This is a genomic window from Lactobacillus melliventris (assembly GCF_013346935.1).
Classification (GTDB): Bacteria; Bacillota; Bacilli; order Lactobacillales; family Lactobacillaceae; genus Lactobacillus.
The window spans coordinates 25,918-42,937 of sequence record NZ_JAAEEB010000006.1 but is presented as its reverse complement, the minus strand read 5'-3'; the positions used below and the strand labels follow the sequence as shown (position 1 = coordinate 42,937).

Sequence of the window (17,020 nt, the reverse complement as noted above, 5' to 3'; positions counted from 1 at the left end):
TAATGTTAAAGGAGATATATAATGAAAACAATTTCTGCAGCAGTTGCCAAACATATGGCAAACTTGTCAACTACTGATGGCATAATTAGTGCTTTGGCAATTGACCAACGTGGCTCTTTGAAAAAGATGTTAGCAGAGGCTGCTAACAAACCTGCTGATGAAACAACTATCGTTGATTTTAAAAAAGCAGTATCTAGTGAGCTGACCCCATATGCTTCATCTATTTTGACTGATCCAGAGTATGGCTTACCAGCTACCAAAGTTAGAGATAAAAATTGCGGATTATTACTTTCTTATGAAAAAACTGGTTATGATACGACTGAACCAGGAAGAATGCCTGATTTAATTGCTAATCAGTCCGGATTAAGAATTAAAAATGAAGGCGGAGATGCCATTAAGTTTTTAGTTTATTATGATCCTGATGAGGGCGAAGAAATTAATGATAAAAAACAAGCTTTTGTTGAAAGAGTTGGTGCAGAAGCTAAGGCCAATGAACTACCATTATTCTTAGAGGTTTTGACTTATGATGCTAACATTCCTGATGCCAAGAGCGAAGAATTTGCCAAGGTTAAAGCTGACAAAGTTTTGCAGACAATGAAAGAATTTTCAAAGCCTGAATATGGTGTAACTGTCCTTAAAGTTGAAATTCCGTTTAACATTAAATTCGTCGAAGGCTTTAACGGTGACAACAATGTTGTTTATACTCAAGAAGAAGCCAAGAATCTGCTTAAAAAGCAGTCTGAAATAACTGACTTGCCTTATATTTTCTTATCAGCTGGTGTAACCAGTGAAGAATTTATCGCTGAAATTAAAATGGCTGAAGAAGCTGGAGCTGACTTTAACGGTGTTCTTTGTGGTCGTGCTACTTGGAAACCTGCCATTAAACCGTTCGCTGCTGAAAGTGAAGAAGCAGGTAGAAAATGGTTATCTACTCATGGTAAAGAGAATATCGAAAACTTAAATGAAGCTCTTAAAGGGGCAAAATCCTGGCGTGATAAGCTGGAAGTTGCTGAATAACTGAATTTTTCAAACTTAAAAAAGCTTTCTATACTAATTTAAAGTATAGAAGGCTTTTTATTTGCTCTTGTAAAAATCACATCTAACCGAATAAGCGTCACAAAAGATGCGCGTCATTATTTGCAGTGGCAGTCGTGATCTAACCTCATATTCAGGAAAATAGTTAGTTTTTGATTTGTAGCCAATGAAAGTTAAAGTGGAGAAAGGCAAAATACTGCCGGATGGGTTAGTAGTAAATGTCAAAATTGGAACATCATTTTTATTTAAAGCTTTAGCTGCAGTTACTAGTTCCTCAGTTTCTCCGTTTAGGGTAATAAAAATTGCTAACGAATCCTTCTTAATCTTGCTGGCAATTGTTTTAATGATATTTGGATCTGAGTGAAATTCGCAGTATTTTTCGGTTAATTGTAATTTGACCATCATTTCGTGAGCAATTGATTCGGACAAACCACGGGCAAAAATAAAAACTATTTTAGCTTGTTTGGTCAATGAAATACTGTCTTCAATTGTGCTGTAGCTCAAATTGTGCAGCGTGTTGTTCATTTCAATTTCGTTTTTAGTAATGACGCTTCTAATTTTATCATCAGCATCATTTAGAACACTGAAAGTGGAATTTGAATTGCTTTTTAGTTTCAAAGTTTCACGGTAAGAGGTGTAACCACTATAACCCATCTTTTGCATGGTGCGCACAATTGTAGCCGTTGACACGTTGGCAAATTGACTTAGCTTTACTATCGACATGTTAGCAATCTTTTGGGGATTATTTTCGACTATATTCCAAAGATGCAATTCTGCTGCTGAGAGTTCTTTTGTTGCCATTTAAGTGCTCCTTTTGTAAATATTTTTCTATTAATTATAGTAAACGCTATCAATTCAGAAAAACGTTACACATATTTGTCTTTATAATAATAATACAAAAGGCAAAAAAAGGGAGAGAAATCTTTGATTTATACAGTAACGTTGAATCCAGCAATTGATTTAGTAATTGTCACTAAAAAGCTGGAACCAAAGGTAGTTAATAGAACTGAAAAATTTGAATTACAACCTAATGGTAAGGGAGTCAATGTTTCGTTCATTTTAAAGAAATTGGGCATTGATAGTGTAGCTACTGGTATTGGTGGCGGCTTTACACTAGATTATGTTATTTCTGGTTTAACAGCAAAGGGTATTAAAACTAATTTCTTAAAGGTAAAAGAACCTACTAGAGTTAATGTCTTTACGGATGTTTTAGACGAAGGTACAGAATACAAACAAGTTAATCCCGGACCAGTAGTAAGTTCAGATAAACAAGATCAATTTTTGGATTATCTTGAAAGCACAGTAACTAAGGATGATATGGTAGTTGTTTCCGGAAGCTTTTCTCGGGGTATAAAACCAAACTTTTTAGTGCAACTGGCTCAATTAGTCCAAAAACAAGGGGCTAAATTTGTGATTGACAGTAGTTACCTAGAAGTAATTGATACTTTAAAATATCGGCCGTTTTTACTTAAACCTAATAATGATGAACTCGCTGCCTTCTTCAATTATGAGGGTGAGATGACTGCCACAAAAACAGTCGAATTGGCTCAGAAATTAATTAAATTGGGTTGTCAAAATGTTTTAGTTTCTCTAGGTGCTGATGGTGCTGCTTTTATAAATGAACGGCATATCCTGTTTGCCAATGCTCCGCAAATACAAGTGGTTAATTCAGCTTGTGCCGGAGATACCATGCTTGGCACCTTCATTGCCTTTTTGGAAAAGAAAAAACCTATTAGTGCTGCTCTTAAAATGGCTGTTGCCGCGGGAAGCGATACCGCTAGTCGCACAGGACTAACAGATTTTTCTTTAGATAATTTATTACCACAAATTTCAGTAACGGAAAGGACGAATTAAAGTGGCTAAATATGATTTGGTGGGTGCTACTGGTTGTGCAACCGGTGTCGCTCATACATTTATGGCAGAAGAGGCTTTAGAAAAAGCCGCAGAAAAGCTTGGCTATACCATTAAAATTGAAACACACGGTCAAACCGGCATCGAAAATAATCTGACTAGTGCAGAAATTGCAGATGCTCAAGCAGTGATAGTTGCTTCTGATATTGATGTTGGCTTAGATCGTTTTGCAGGCAAACGTCTAGTAGTAGTTCCGGTAGCAAGGGGTGTTAAAGAGCCAGATGCTTTAATTAAAAAAGCGTTGGCAGCTCCTATTTATAAAGAGGGTCAGGCAGCCAAGAGTTCAAATAAAGATAGTGTAGGAAATCAAAAGCTAGGCAACAAAATTTATACCTCTTTAATGAATGGCGTCTCTCATATGTTGCCATTTGTCGTTGCAGGTGGTGTGCTAATGGCTATTTCCTTCTTCTGGGGAATTGATTCAGCAAATCCAAAAAGTAGCGAATACAATCAATTTGCTGCGATGCTAAATACAGTCGGCAGTACTACTATGAACTTAATGGCTCCAGTTTTAGGAGCTTATATTGCTGAAGCTTTGGCTCAAAGAACGGGTTTTGTAGTAGGCCTTTCTGCGGGTTTTATCACCTTCAACGGTGGCGGTGGCTTTTTGGGAGCCATCGTTGGTGGCTATTTAGCTGCGATCGTTGTTTTAGGCTTGCAGAAGCTATTTCAACCACTGCCAGATGATAAATTTAGAGGGTTGAAATCAATCTTTCTTTTACCTGTTCTCGGGGTTTTAATCACGGGATCAATTATGTATTTGTTAAATACCCCAATTAAAGCATTGAACGTTGGTTTAATGTCCTGGCTTAGAGGTTTTGAAAATACTAATCCTGCACTGTTAGGTATCATAATTGGCATCATGTGTGCGGCAGACTTTGGTGGACCAATTAATAAAGCGGCATACGTTACGGGAACCGTGCTGTTAGCACAAGGAAACTATTACTTTATGGCTGGTGTTTCTGCGGCTTGTATCGCTCCACCTCTAGCTACGGGCTTTGCGGTCTTAATGAATCGCAAAGCATATTCAAAGAGTGAAAGAGCTGCTGGCTATGTCAACTTTTTACTGGGATCAACTCATATTACTGAAGGCGCGATTCCTTTTGCTGCTAAACACCCATTATGGAATATTCCGGCATTTATGGTTGGTTCTGCAGTAGCATCAGTTTTAACTTATATAACGAAAATTAGTGTACCTGCTCCTCATGGTGGCTTTATTGTTTTACCGTTAGTTAATAAACCGTTCTTATGGGTATTGTGGATTCTCATTGGAGCTGCTATTTCAGGAGCGCTGTTAGCTTTAATTGCCGGTAGATTTGATAAAAAAGATAAGCTGGCTGCAGCAGCAGAAACTACTGTTGCACCTAGCGAGGCCAATGTAACTAATCAAAATACTGAAATTAATACAGAAGCTTTTGAGCCCAGTGATATTCTTGAATTAAGGAACATTCAAGTTGGTGTTGCTGTTACTAGTCGTAATGATGCACTCAAATATCTGGCTGATTTTGCTGTCAAAAACCAATTAGCAAATGATAGTGATGCGGTTTACGATAGCTATCTTAAACGTGAAAAAGAAGGCTCAACTGGTATGACTGATGGTTTTGCAATTCCCCATGCTCAGTCAGCTGCAATTGCCAAGTCTTCAATGATAGTCTTAAAACTCAAAGAGCCAATTGATTGGCAATCTTTAGATGGCAAGAAAATTGATACAGTTATTTCTTTTTTAATACCAGAAACTGATAGCAATGCTCATCTGCAATACTTGTCAAATACTGCTAAATTGTTGACTCATGAAGACTTTATTGCAAGCCTTAAAAAGGCCAACACTCCTGAAGAAATTCAGGCTTTGTTTGAAAATAATTAATATACTAAAAAGAGTCTGGAAAAAAGTGCTCTTTGAAGTTAAATTAAAAAATTTCACAATTTAAAAAGACCGGCAAATCAACGTTTTATTGACGTGATTTGTCGGTCTTTTTAGTTAGGTTAGAGTTTTTTCCCAGTCTCTTTTTGTTTAAAGTTATAATTGCGCTATCTTACAAAAGTGCTTGCTGCTGGAATAGATTTGATAATGTGATACCGCCAAAATATAGCTAATGAAAATCTTCTATGACTAACAAGTTCAATTTTATCTTGCATAGACAATTTAGTCCCAAAATATTCCTCAAACTTGGGAGCAGGACATATCTGCTTTCTAGTCGTATTAACTTTTAATCTTCAATCTTTTTAGCTGCATTCAATGCCTTCATAATTGAAGGATTTTTTGAATGACAATCCTCAAGCATCTGTAAATCATTTTCATCTAATTTAACTTCATATTTACTCATTTTTCTTTTCCTTTCAGCTGAATATTAAATTAACTATAGCACTTTTGCAACAAAAATATTCAAAACTGGCTATTGTTTTTCATTTATGTTGCAAAAATAATCTATACTCGCTTAAATCTAAGTGAACAAACGCATGTTCTTGCTACTTACAACATTGCATTTTACCTTGCTATTATGGCTGTTTGTCAAATTAAATAACAGTTAACTTTGTGTTACAACTATGACATTTTTCATAAAAATGGTAACTAATTCTTAAAGGTTGAGTGATATTCCTGTTATCATTCTGCAATTTTACAGTTGTAGTATATATAACATCAAATTGATTATTAGTTTACTATTTTTGATTTGAAAAACATATTATGGATTTTTATTTAAGGAGAGAATTTTTTTGAAGGTAAAATCTATTTTAGTTAAATCAGCAGCAGTAGCAGCATTATCTGCTTCTGGAGTTGCAGTTATAGGCAGCGTTGCAACTAGCGACGTTCAAGCAGCTACCGTTGAAAATGATGCAGCAGTTGTAACTGTTAACTATGTTGATGGTAATTCAATTCATGTTTGGAACAGTTATAAACACCCTAAGGCTACTGGTCAAATTTTACCAAGTAATTCTTCTTGGAAAGTCATTAAGACTGCTTATGACAAAAAGGGTCACAAGTGGTACGACTTAGGCAAGAACCAATGGGTTAAGGCCAAATACGTCAATAAAGGCTATCATCCGGCAAATGAATCTCAAAATACAGCGGTAACCAGCAGTCAGACTGAAAACAGTACGGTTGCAAATAACACTGAGTCAACTTACGCTACTAATATAAATTACACTACTGCTTCAACTGACTCAGAAGCAGGAGCAAAGGCATGGATTGCCAGTCGTGAATCTGGTGGCTCATACAGTGCGCAAAATGGTCAGTACATTGGTAAATACCAACTTTCTGCCGCATATCTTAACGGCGACTATTCAGCCGCTAATCAAGAGCGTGTTGCTGACAACTATGTTGCTGGTCGCTACGGCTCATGGGCAGCAGCTAAACAATTCTGGCTTGCTAATGGTTGGTACTAATTAGTTAGTCTAAAGTTAAAACAGAATATTTATAAAAGTAAGCAGATACTAGTAGAAAACACTAGTATCTGCTTTTTTGATGCGTTCTAAAGAAAGCCTTTACATAAAATGCAATTGAGTGTTAATATGAGGTAGACATGTTAATACAACATTAATTTACGCGTAAATAAAATTTACAAGGGAGATGCTCATATTAAAAGCAAAAATGATATCAATATTAATTTTTAAAATACAAGAGTCATTTAGCTATGGAAAGTTTCACCTTTCAGAAGTAAATAAGCTATAGGCTTATTAAAAGATATAAATTTAGTGTCTAAAAATAAAAAAGAAAGGAGAGCTACCAGTTAGTGAGTTAATAAGAAAATCATGTAAGGAGTACAGATTATGATAAAAGTAATTAGAGTTGATCATCGTTTGCTTCATGGACAAGTAATATTTTCTTGGACAAAATCTGCAAATATAGAACGAGTGATTATAATTGACACTAACACTGCAAAAGATGATTTTAAAAAAATGTCCTTAAAATTAGCTAAGCCAGAAAATGTGCGTCTAAATGTTTTTAGTTTAAAGATGGCAATTGACAAGCTTGACCAGATAAAATCCTTGGATGAAAATGTCATGCTCTTGTTCGAAAATGTCGAAGAATTAAATTCATTTATAAAATACTATGGCAAGGTTGAAGAAATTAATTATGGACTAATACCATCTAAGCCCAATGCAAAAAGATTTTCTAATGTAATTTATTTAACACCAAAAGAAATTGAATTAACTAAAAATTTGTGTGATCAGGGTATTAAAGTTTCCATGCAACCAGTACCTTCGGATAAAAAAGAGTTTCTAAATAATATTATTTAAAGAAGAAGGAAATAAAATGTTCGGGAAAGCACTAATTGTTGGATTAATTGGCGTTCTAGCAATGTATGATACACGATTGCTAGGACATGAAAATTTTAAAGAGCCATTAATAACTTGTACACTTGTCGGTTTAGCATTAGGAGATCCTGCAAAGGGATTATTAGTTGGGGTTACTCTTGAACTAGTATCAATAGGAATTGTGGCTGTTGGTGCCGCAGTTCCACCAGATATGACTTTAGGATCGATAGTCGCTTGTGCATTCGCTATTCTTTCACATACTTCGGCTCAAGCTGCACTAACTGTAGCACTGCCAGTAGCAGTTTTAGGTCAGATTGTAGCTATACTTGTTAGAATGTTGCTTTCATCTTTTAACCAGTTAGTTGAAAAAGCGATAGATGCTGGCAAATTTAAAAAGGCGCGTAATTATCATATAGTTTATGGCCCCATAATTTATGGATTAGTATATTTTATACCAATCTTTTTAGCTATTTATATGGGAACAGGAGTAGTTACTAATATTGTAAAAATGATACCCGCTTGGTTAACTAATGGGCTGACTCTTGCAAGCAAGATTTTACCTGCATATGGGTTTGCTTTACTTATGTCGACTATGATTGATAAGAAAAACGCTGTTTACCTTTTCATCGGATTTTTTATTGCAGCATACGGTAAATTATCAGTTGTAGCTGTTGCAATTTTTGCAACTTTATTAGCTATTATTCTGAATAAATTAATGTTCAGAGGTAAAAAAACATCAAAAGATGAAAAGAATACTGAAAGCGATAGTCTAGATGATTTAGAAGAATTGTAGGAGGTAAAAGTAATGGCTGATAATAGCAAACAGAAATTAAGGCGTAAATTTTGGCAATTCTTTTGGAGATCATGGGCAATTCAAACTTCATGGAATTATGAAAGACAAATGAGCATGGGTTTTATGTATGGAATGGCACCAACAATTGATGAAATTTACGGAAAGAACCCTGATACGCCGGAAAAATTGCAAAAGAAAAAAGATGCTTATCACAGACATATGGCATTTTTTAATTGCACGCCTCAGTTAACCTCATTTGTCTTAGGACTATCTTCTGCTATGGAAGAAGAATACGCAGCCAATCCAGATACTTTTGATCCTGATTCGATTAACGGAGTGAAAACTTCACTAATGGGACCTTTATCTGGTATCGGGGATTCATTTTTTCAGGGTACAGTGAAAATAATAGCTTTTGGATTAGGAATAAATCTTGCCCAAGAGGGAAATATTTTCGGACCAATTTTAGCAATGATCATTTCTCTTATTCCAGCAGTAATTATTACTTACTGGGGAGGCAAGTGGGGATATTTACAAGGTAAGAAGAACATTCAAAAGTTAATTAGCAACGGTATGATCAATAGAATAATGTCTTTGATGAACGTTATAGGGTTAATGGTTATAGGGGCAATGATTGCAACAATGATTGGAATCACAACTCCGATTAAGTTTGGTAAAACATTTGTTTTACAAAAAACATTAGATTCAATCTTTCCACAAATGCTACCTTTGTTATTTACCTTAGGAATGCTGTATCTAATTAAGAAGAAAGTAAGCTCTGTTTGGATTATGGTCATCTCCATTATAGGTGGCATTTTGCTTAATGTTTTAGGCATATTTGATTAATAAAAAGAATAATAGAAAAAGAGGTATTTTATTTATGGATTTTGAAAAAGTTAGAGATATTATCAGTGACATAAAAAAGAAGCAGCCTATGGTTGACCGTGTACTATTTGTAGGCTGTGGTGCTTCAATGGCGGACTTATATCCTGGATACTATTTTATTTCTCATGAAAGCACCAAATTATTGACCTCGATTCATACAGCTAATGAATTTAACTATGATACACCGAAGGGCTTGGGCAAAAATACAATTGTGATCACGGCCTCCTTAGGTGGATCAACTCCAGAATCAGTTGCAGCTACAAAAAAGGCTAAAGAAATCGGAGCTCATGTTATTAGTCTATCAGTACACGCAGATTCACCAATTATTCAAGCTACTGAGTATAAGCTGGTTCATGGCTTTCAAGAGGGTAGTTCTGCCAAAACAGAAAAAATGGCCTATTGTTTAGCCTTAGCTATTGAAATAGTGAATGAATTCGAAGGTTATGAATTTTATGATGAGGCAGTTGAAGCCTTTGATGGAATTTCGGGACTAATTGATAATGCAACTAAGTTTGTGGAGCCGGCTGCTAAAGAATTTGCTGAAAAATATAAAAATGAAAAGGAAATATTCGTACTAAGTAGTGGTGCTTCTCTTGGAGTAGCATATTCCACAGCTTCATTCATATTTATGGAAATGCAATGGATTGTAGCACCAACAATTCATAGTGGTGAATATTTCCATGGACCATTCGAGCTGACTTTAAAAGATACACCATATTTACTATTCATGAATGATGGTAGTACTCGTCATCTTGATGCTAGGGCTTTAACATTTTTACAAAGATTTGATGCTAAGATTACAAATATTGATGCAAAAGATTTCGGATTGAGCAGTATTGCAAGTAAAAACGTAATTGATTACTTTAATCCATTGCTGCATACTGGTGTAATGCGTAGTTATGCTAATGAGCTAGCAAAAGCAAGGAAGCACCCACTTACTAAACGTCGCTATATGTGGAAACTTTCATATTAGATCACCGTAATTTAAAAGCAGATATTATAAAGATTCTTGGAAGAAACCATTATTCATACTATCAAAAAGGCACTGAGTTTTATTTCTCAATGCCTTTTTAGATACAATTATGTGGTAATAGATATTGATAAAATTTTCTCAATATCTTGATCGAATACCAAATTTTCAATTCAATTAATGCTATGCTTATTTTTGCATGATTTTGGTTATTTCATTTTATTATGGTCAAAAAATGGCTAGAATTAAGTTAGTTATATTAATATTTCTAAATTTATCTTAAGTTTGGTAAATTGTGTATTTTTTGCAGACTTATTTCATATATAAATTAGCCAAAATGTATATGCCTTTAAAAACCGATATGATCTAGTCTTGAAAAAATAAAGTATATTTTAGTATAATTTATTTAAAATTATTCACGATATTTAATGAAAATTTTAAATTAATATTACTGACCATATTTGCTTATCATCTATATATTTATTCATGTCGTATGACTATTTTAAAGCGAAAATTTAATTATTAGTTTTATTGAACATCTATTTATGTTTTTATGTTATATGAGTTAGGAGTTTTTTTTGTCAAAAACAAGTTCTTTATATTCTCAAGTAACAGAGAAAATAAGAGAAAAAATTATATCCGGAGAGTATCCGATTAATAGTAAATTACCAAATGAGTTTGAGTTAAGTAAAAAGTTTAATGTTAGCCGTGTAACTCTTAGAAGAGCCATTGAGGGTCTAGTTCAGGATGGCTTGGTTAAAAAAGTACGTGGGGTAGGCACTTTTGTACAGAGACCACAGAAAGTAAAAAGAATGGTCAGGACAACATCAATTGAAAGTTTCTCTAAAACGGCAAAAAAGGAGGGCTTTAATTATAGCGTACAAGTAATTAAGGCTTCCGAAGTTAAAACACCTATAAGATATGAATCCATACTTAAAAGCAAGAACTCCATCTTTATAGAAAGACTACACTTAATAGATAATGAACCCGTTATGCTAGAATATAATTATTTTCCTGTACCTAGATTTTTAGGCTTGGAGAAAGTTGATTTAACCCAGTCTTTATATACAATATTACAGAGTAACTATCATATTTTGAAATTATCCTCTAGGGATATGATAGTTAGCGCGGTTTCTGCCTCGGTAGATGAAGCTAAATTTTTAAAAAAATCTGTTGGCTATCCATTGCTTTTACTTAAAAATTGTGTAGAAGATGAAAATGGTAAAATTGTTCATACCGGAAGGCATTACGCAGTTTCGGACAGGTATGAATTCCATATTTAAAGTGAGTTTCTGTACAATATTACAGACTGTTTCTTAATTGAAAAAATAATTTAATTGGCAATTTTTCATAATAAGTTTAGAATTGAGTTTGTACCATAAAGAGCCAATTTAAGAGTAACTCTCGAGGAAGAATATGAAGAAAAGCAAATTTGCTATTGCCGTAGTTAATATTATTTTTTTATTTACCATTCCAGGATTAACTCTAGGCGGGACTGAACAAGTAGCAGCAGCCACTATTAAGGGCTATGTTAAAGTTAAAAAGAAGAAGAAAGTTCGCCTATATAAAATATCTGGAAAGCATTCTAATTTTTATGCAAAAGCTAAATATAGCTATCCATATAGTGCGAAGAAAAAAATTGGTAAGAAAAAAAGACCTGCTTATAAAATCGGTAACAATTCTCATTGGATTTTAGCTAAGGATGTTAAAGTCGTTAAGAAAAGTTTCCCCAGAGTATATACTCAGGCAAAAATGAAATTACCAAAAGGTTACACTAAAAGCGAATTGCTGCTCGCTTATCAAGGCAAACCTACTAAGAATTTTGTCAATGCTTCAATGCGAGGGATGAAAGCTAATGATTTCAGCCGCCTTAAAGTGTCTGAAAGTAAAGCTGATGATTTGACTCAAGTTGACTTAAATCAGCTTACACCTAAGCAAATTAGCGATCTAACTGCTTTTTCACTTCGTCTTATTAATGAAGCTAGGAGTGACCTAAATTTGTCACCTTGGGTTGAAAGTAATGGAACCGGTAAGTTAGCAGCTGATATTGCCTTGGAATATAGTAAGAATAATAAGACTATTAAAGATAGTCACTATGTTCCGGGTATTGTTCGTGCTTGCCATGCTAATGGCCTTAATCTTGATGATAATTTTGTCGAAGATATGGCCGGCTTTTATAATATTAGTCAGACAATGTCTATGACCGAATTAAAGAAAAGCGTTTATTTTGGCTTAAAACAAATGATATTTGGTTATGTTGGCAGTGGAGAAGAGGAACGATCTAACAGAAGCTACTATCAAGAATGGGAGCATGCTGGAGATTTGTTTAATACACAAGGGTCGCTTCACGATGGAGATTACAACTATTATGGCTTCAGTATTTCCCATAATGACAATGTTTGTTCTCTGCATTTTATTAGCGTTCCCACCTATGTAGTTAACAGTAAAAAGTATAATAAAGGTTTTAAACCGTAAAAAACAGCCTAGTAATTGGGCTGCTTTTGTTTTACAATTATTTCTATATATTTTTAAGTAGGGTAAGAAAAATGTTAATTTATATTCGGATGGCTGAAAAAGAAGATCTTGATCAGATCATGACCATTATTGATGAAGCAAAAGCGTTGCTAAAAAAAGACGGTAATCCCCAATGGCAGAATGGCACGCCCAGTCGTGAAATGCTGACAGAAGATATAAATCTTAAGCGCGCATACTGCCTCGTAGCAAATAAGGAAATAGCAGGTGTCGCGGTCTTGCTGACAACACCGGATCCTAACTATGCTGAAATAGCTGGAGCCTGGTCTAATAACAAGGAGCAATATGCAACAATTCACCGAATTGCCATTAGTTCCAAATTTCGCGGGCAACACCTCAGCCAATTTATGATGTCCAATTTAATCTCTCGCGGGCTCATGCTTGGCATTCGTAATTTTCGGATTGATACCCACGCGGTCAATAAGCGGATGCAGGGCTTAATTAAAGGTTTAGGCTTTGAATACCGGGGGATTGTTCAGGTTGACCAAACTGAAAATGGCGCTAGAAACGCCTATGAATTAAATTTATAGCGGGAAAAAAGTTATTTTGTACTTGACTTGCAAGACACAATTTCCTATACTATTTACTGTTGAGCAATCAAGTAAAAGCTCAAATGGTATTGGGTTATAGCCAAGCGGTAAGGCACTAGTTTTTGGTACTAGTATGCGCTGGTTCGAATCCAGCTAACCCAATTGTTCTTACGAACACCCAACCCGAAAAATGGCAGGTCTGTAAAGGACCTGTCTTTTTTTGCCCAAAATGCATTGCAAAATTTCTTTACTTTTTTAGTCTTTCATATTTAAAAAATAGCTAAATGGGTTTATTATACTCATTATGTTTTGTTTGTAATGTTTATCTTTTTGATGAGGTTTAACTAATACAAAAATATGAATAACGGTAAAAGTAAGACAATAGTATTTGGACATAGAGGCTATCCTGCTAAATTTGCAGAGAATTCTATGGAAGGCTTTCGTAATGCTGTTGCAAATGGTGCTGAAGGCGTTGAATTTGATGTTCACTTGACCCAAGATGGTGTCCCTGTAGTTATGCATGATGAAAAAGTTGACCGTACAACAGATGGCACCGGTTATATCAAGGACTTCACCCTTAAAAGGCTGAGAAAATTACATTTATCAAACGGTGAACCCGTACCCACTTTGCAGGAATTATTTGAACTTCTTGAAAATAAAGATATTCAAATAAATTTGGAATTTAAAACCGGAATCATTCACTATCATGGTATTGAAAAAACCGTTTTAAGTTTGGCTTATCTATATCATTTTATGTATCCTATTATTTATTCATCCTTTGACTATGTCACTCTGAAGAACTGTCAAGAAATTGATCCTAATCAAATTTATTGCTACTTAACGGATGAAGAAGTAGTTAATTCAGCTAAGCTGGTCAAAGATAATCATTTTGCTGGTATCCATCCAGGTAAATTGCTCCCAACGCGGGAAGCGGTTACCGAGCGAATTTGGACAGTTGATGATCCGCAAATAGCTAAGAAGTATTTTCAAGAGCATGTTGCGGGAATTTTTACTAATAATTATCCGTTAATGATTAAATTACGAGATCAAATACAGGGAAAAGGATAGCTGAATATCTAAACCAATATTTTTAGAAAGGCCTTAACTCGTCTAGTTAGCAGGCCTTTTTTGCTAGATTAGTTTGAAATTAAAAAAATATTGTAGAAAAATAATTTTTTAAAAGGTATAATTTTTATAACTAAAAAGAAAGTTAGGTGAAAATATGGCAGATTTAATTAAATATGTACGAAAAGGTCTGGCTGAATCCCCTTCTAATCCAATTTTAAAATTTGCGGATTATGCCAGTAAAATTCCGGATGTTGTGAAATTTACTCTAGGTGAGCCTGATTTTAATACACCGGATCACGTAAAGGAAGCAGCCAAAAGGGGAATTGATGAGAATCATTCTCACTATGCTCCTTCAAACGGAACAATTGGTTTGCGCAAAGCAGCAAGTCAATTTTTAAGTAAAAAATATGGTCAAAATTATGATCCCGAAACTGAGGTTTTGGTTACAAATGGTGTTACTGAGTCAATTTTTGATTCAGTTATGGCAACTCTGAATCCTGGCGATATTATGGTTGTTCCTACTCCATTGTTCCCACTTTATATGAGTGATGCAGGTTTAATTAATGAAGGCGTTGAAATAGTTAAAGTAAACACATCAAATGATGGTTTCAAGTTGACTCCTGCAAAATTGCAAAAGGTAATTGACAAATATGGTGACCGGGTTCGCATGCTGGTATTGAATTATCCTACTAATCCAACAGGGGTAATGTATAGTCAAGATGAATTGGATGCTTTGGCGGATGTTATTCGCGATAAACCAATTTTTGCACTATGTGATGAAATCTATAGTGAATTGAATTATGACCAACCTCATGCGTCAATGGAAAAATCATTGCATGACCAAGTAATTTTAATGAACGGCGTTTCCAAGTCATGGGCCATGACCGGTTACCGGATTGGTATTGTCTGTGCGCCAAAAGATATTTTGCAACAAATTGCGAAAATTCACCAAGCAATAACGACTACTGAACCAACCCCTATGCAAGATGCAGCTGAAGAAGCTTTTAAAAACGGCATGGATGATTCTTTGCCAATGAAAGAAGAATTCCAAAAACGGCGAGACACTTTGTATGCCGGATTGACCAAAATAGGTTTTGAATGTGCTAAACCCCAAGGTGCATTCTACATTTTTGCTAAAATACCAGATGGTTTTGAGCAAGATGATAATAAATTCATTTATGAGCTGGTTGACAAGGCACACGTAGCTGTTTCTGCCGGCTCCAGCTTTAGTGAAGGCGGAGAAGGCTATATTAGATTCTCCTATGCTGTTTCAATGGATCAAATTGAAAAGGGGCTTCAACGACTAGAAAAGTTCGTTAAAGAAAATAAGAAGTAATTTTAGGCAAATTTTGCTTGCAATCGCGCACGTTTTTCGGTATTATAATTAACGTGCGTGACGGAGGAGTAGCGAAGTGGCTAAACGCGGCGGTCTGTAAAACCGCTCTCTCTGAGTTCGGCGGTTCGAATCCACCCTCCTCCATCATTATTGGGTTATAGCCAAGCGGTAAGGCACTAGTTTTTGGTACTAGTATGCGCTGGTTCGAATCCAGCTAACCCAATAAAAAAGACGGCTCTTGTGAGTCGTCTTTTTTGTCGGCTCAGAATTGTTATTTGCATATCTGTTTTCAATAAATGTTACGGGACTTCTATTTCTGAAATTGTTTGCCCCTGTTAGCTATAACGCAAGCTGACTGCCATAAATTTCAGTGAAAGCTCTAGCTTCGTGCTAGCCAAATGAATTACCCCTCAATTTTTACTGTTTAAACTGGTATTTATCTTGACCTCAAACAATTAACGAAAATTCCGCGTTTTATCTTAAAATATTGCAAATGATTTTTTAAATCTTAAGAATTTGGTTGTTAAAGTTTACCTATTTTCATTTCAATGATAGTACAATAGTAAGAGCTAACTTTTATTAAGAAGGGAAATATATGTCAAGACTTGTGCGCGTTGGTGCTAGAGGTAAAGAAATTAGCTGGCACAATGCCTTAAATGATTTACGTGCAGATGATGTTTTGCTTTTGGAGCCGGGATTTTATGAGTTACCCGCAGGAATTTTCTTATCTGATATTACTATTAAGGGGACAGGTAATCTTCCAGAAGACACAACAATATTAGGCTTTATCAATATTGATGCCGGCAGCCAGTTTGTTAATTTAGAGAATTTGTGCATCAACACGGTAACTGATGCGAATAGTTTGTTCGTTCCGGCCGAAGCTAATACTTTTTTGTCATTGCGCAACTGTATCGTCAAAGGCTTTGGTGGTGATACAGCGGTTATTGCTGCCAATGGCAAAGTCACCTTGGAATTATTCTCAACAGTGGTTATGAATGGTTCTGTGTCATTATTTGCTGATTCGAATTTTCGCTTAGAGATGAATGACTCGACTATTAAAAATACTGTGAAAGACATTGGTGCTCTAGCACTTGAAGGGCATGGCACCGCTGTTATTAATAATTCACGTATTCATGGCAGTATTGATACTTTTAGCAAGTCAAATGTGGAATTAGATATTAATAATACTGTTGTGAATGCACTTCTTATTCAGGGGCAAGCTTGGCTAAACATGCTTAACAGTATGCTTTTGTCACAAGAAGACACGGCAATGTTCATTACGGATAAAACTTGGATTAATATTATTGGCAGTGAGTTTAAAGGCGGTATTTATTTTGAAAAAGAGCCGCATGTGATTATCCAAAATAGTAGAATTGACCGCTTGATTGCTACAGGAGAAGCCCAAATCACCCTGAATAATTCCGTTATCGTTAATCATGCTGATTTTCAAAATAAAGTTAATTGTAATTCTAGACGGGCAACTTTTAATGGCGGAAATGAATATGAGTATTTCTTAGTTCTTAGTGATCAAGCTGAATTTGAGGGCCATGATCTGATTTTCAATTCTAACGGTGCTACTTTAGCTGTCGAAAATCAGGCTCATTTGCATGCTAGTGTCATCGCAACAAGTGATGATTCTATTATGGTGGAGTGCGGACAAAATGCAGAATTCCGTTTATGGGGCATGAAATGGACCACTAAAAAATAAA

At 35.2% G+C, this 17,020-nt stretch carries 15 protein-coding genes and 3 tRNA genes; 17 read left to right on the top strand and 1 reads right to left on the bottom strand.

Features of this window, described 5'->3' with window-relative positions; all coding sequences use genetic code 11:
* Nucleotides 1-21: 21 nt before the first annotated feature.
* Nucleotides 22-1,017, top strand: coding sequence for a tagatose 1,6-diphosphate aldolase (locus GYV61_RS06495; RefSeq protein ID WP_122025720.1), 996 nt, complete (start codon nt 22-24; stop codon nt 1,015-1,017).
* 57 nt (nt 1,018-1,074) lie between these two features.
* On the opposite strand, the gene GYV61_RS06490 is transcribed toward GYV61_RS06495, so the two are convergent.
* Nucleotides 1,075-1,836, bottom strand: coding sequence for a MurR/RpiR family transcriptional regulator (locus tag GYV61_RS06490; RefSeq protein ID WP_122025721.1), 762 nt, complete (start codon nt 1,834-1,836; stop codon nt 1,075-1,077).
* A gap of 123 nt (nt 1,837-1,959) precedes the next feature.
* Between GYV61_RS06490 and pfkB the strand changes: the two genes are divergently transcribed.
* The 16 genes from pfkB (at nt 1,960) to GYV61_RS06410 (ending at nt 17,019) form a co-directional block, all read left to right on the top strand.
* A complete protein-coding gene (pfkB, locus tag GYV61_RS06485; RefSeq protein ID WP_174795229.1) occupies nt 1,960-2,889 on the top strand; it encodes a 1-phosphofructokinase in 930 nt (309 codons plus the stop codon).
* Between the two features lies 1 nt (nt 2,890).
* On the top strand, nt 2,891-4,810 hold the full coding sequence (locus tag GYV61_RS06480) for a fructose-specific PTS transporter subunit EIIC (RefSeq protein ID WP_174795228.1): 1,920 nt from the start codon (nt 2,891-2,893) through the stop codon (nt 4,808-4,810).
* Nucleotides 4,811-5,658: 848 nt separating this feature from the next.
* Complete coding sequence (apf, locus tag GYV61_RS06475) at nt 5,659-6,327, top strand: aggregation-promoting factor (protein WP_046324421.1); 669 nt, start codon at nt 5,659-5,661, stop codon at nt 6,325-6,327.
* Nucleotides 6,328-6,711: 384 nt separating this feature from the next.
* Nucleotides 6,712-7,182, top strand: coding sequence for a PTS sugar transporter subunit IIB (locus GYV61_RS06470; protein ID WP_174795227.1), 471 nt, complete (start codon nt 6,712-6,714; stop codon nt 7,180-7,182).
* 16 nt (nt 7,183-7,198) lie between these two features.
* A complete protein-coding gene (locus GYV61_RS06465) occupies nt 7,199-7,993 on the top strand; it encodes a PTS mannose/fructose/sorbose/N-acetylgalactosamine transporter subunit IIC (RefSeq protein WP_174795226.1) in 795 nt (264 codons plus the stop codon).
* Between the two features lie 12 nt (nt 7,994-8,005).
* Nucleotides 8,006-8,836: a PTS system mannose/fructose/sorbose family transporter subunit IID gene (locus tag GYV61_RS06460; protein WP_174795225.1), complete on the top strand. Its 831-nt coding sequence runs from the start codon at nt 8,006-8,008 to the stop codon at nt 8,834-8,836.
* A 34-nt stretch (nt 8,837-8,870) separates the two neighbouring features.
* Nucleotides 8,871-9,848 carry an SIS domain-containing protein gene (locus GYV61_RS06455; RefSeq protein ID WP_174795224.1) on the top strand — a complete coding sequence of 326 codons (978 nt, stop codon included), beginning with the start codon at nt 8,871-8,873 and terminating at the stop codon, nt 9,846-9,848.
* 575 nt (nt 9,849-10,423) lie between these two features.
* Nucleotides 10,424-11,128, top strand: a complete 705-nt coding sequence (locus GYV61_RS06450; protein WP_174795223.1) for a GntR family transcriptional regulator — start codon at nt 10,424-10,426, stop codon at nt 11,126-11,128.
* Nucleotides 11,129-11,261: 133 nt separating this feature from the next.
* Nucleotides 11,262-12,320 carry an SEC10/PgrA surface exclusion domain-containing protein gene (locus GYV61_RS06445; RefSeq protein ID WP_046324437.1) on the top strand — a complete coding sequence of 353 codons (1,059 nt, stop codon included), beginning with the start codon at nt 11,262-11,264 and terminating at the stop codon, nt 12,318-12,320.
* A gap of 71 nt (nt 12,321-12,391) precedes the next feature.
* A complete protein-coding gene (locus tag GYV61_RS06440; RefSeq protein ID WP_174795222.1) occupies nt 12,392-12,907 on the top strand; it encodes a GNAT family N-acetyltransferase in 516 nt (171 codons plus the stop codon).
* A gap of 90 nt (nt 12,908-12,997) precedes the next feature.
* Nucleotides 12,998-13,069, top strand: a tRNA-Gln gene (locus GYV61_RS06435).
* Nucleotides 13,070-13,264: 195 nt separating this feature from the next.
* Nucleotides 13,265-13,975 (top strand): glycerophosphodiester phosphodiesterase family protein, encoded by a 711-nt coding sequence (locus GYV61_RS06430; protein WP_174795221.1) that lies wholly within the window; start codon nt 13,265-13,267, stop codon nt 13,973-13,975.
* A gap of 154 nt (nt 13,976-14,129) precedes the next feature.
* Nucleotides 14,130-15,311, top strand: coding sequence for an aminotransferase class I/II-fold pyridoxal phosphate-dependent enzyme (locus GYV61_RS06425; protein WP_110445675.1), 1,182 nt, complete (start codon nt 14,130-14,132; stop codon nt 15,309-15,311).
* Between the two features lie 62 nt (nt 15,312-15,373).
* A tRNA-Tyr gene (locus tag GYV61_RS06420) sits at nt 15,374-15,455 on the top strand.
* A 7-nt stretch (nt 15,456-15,462) separates the two neighbouring features.
* Nucleotides 15,463-15,534 (top strand) — tRNA-Gln (locus tag GYV61_RS06415).
* Nucleotides 15,535-15,906: 372 nt separating this feature from the next.
* Entirely contained in the window at nt 15,907-17,019 is a 1,113-nt protein-coding gene (locus GYV61_RS06410) for a hypothetical protein (protein WP_174795220.1), read from the top strand.
* The last annotated feature ends 1 nt before the right edge of the window (nt 17,020 follow it).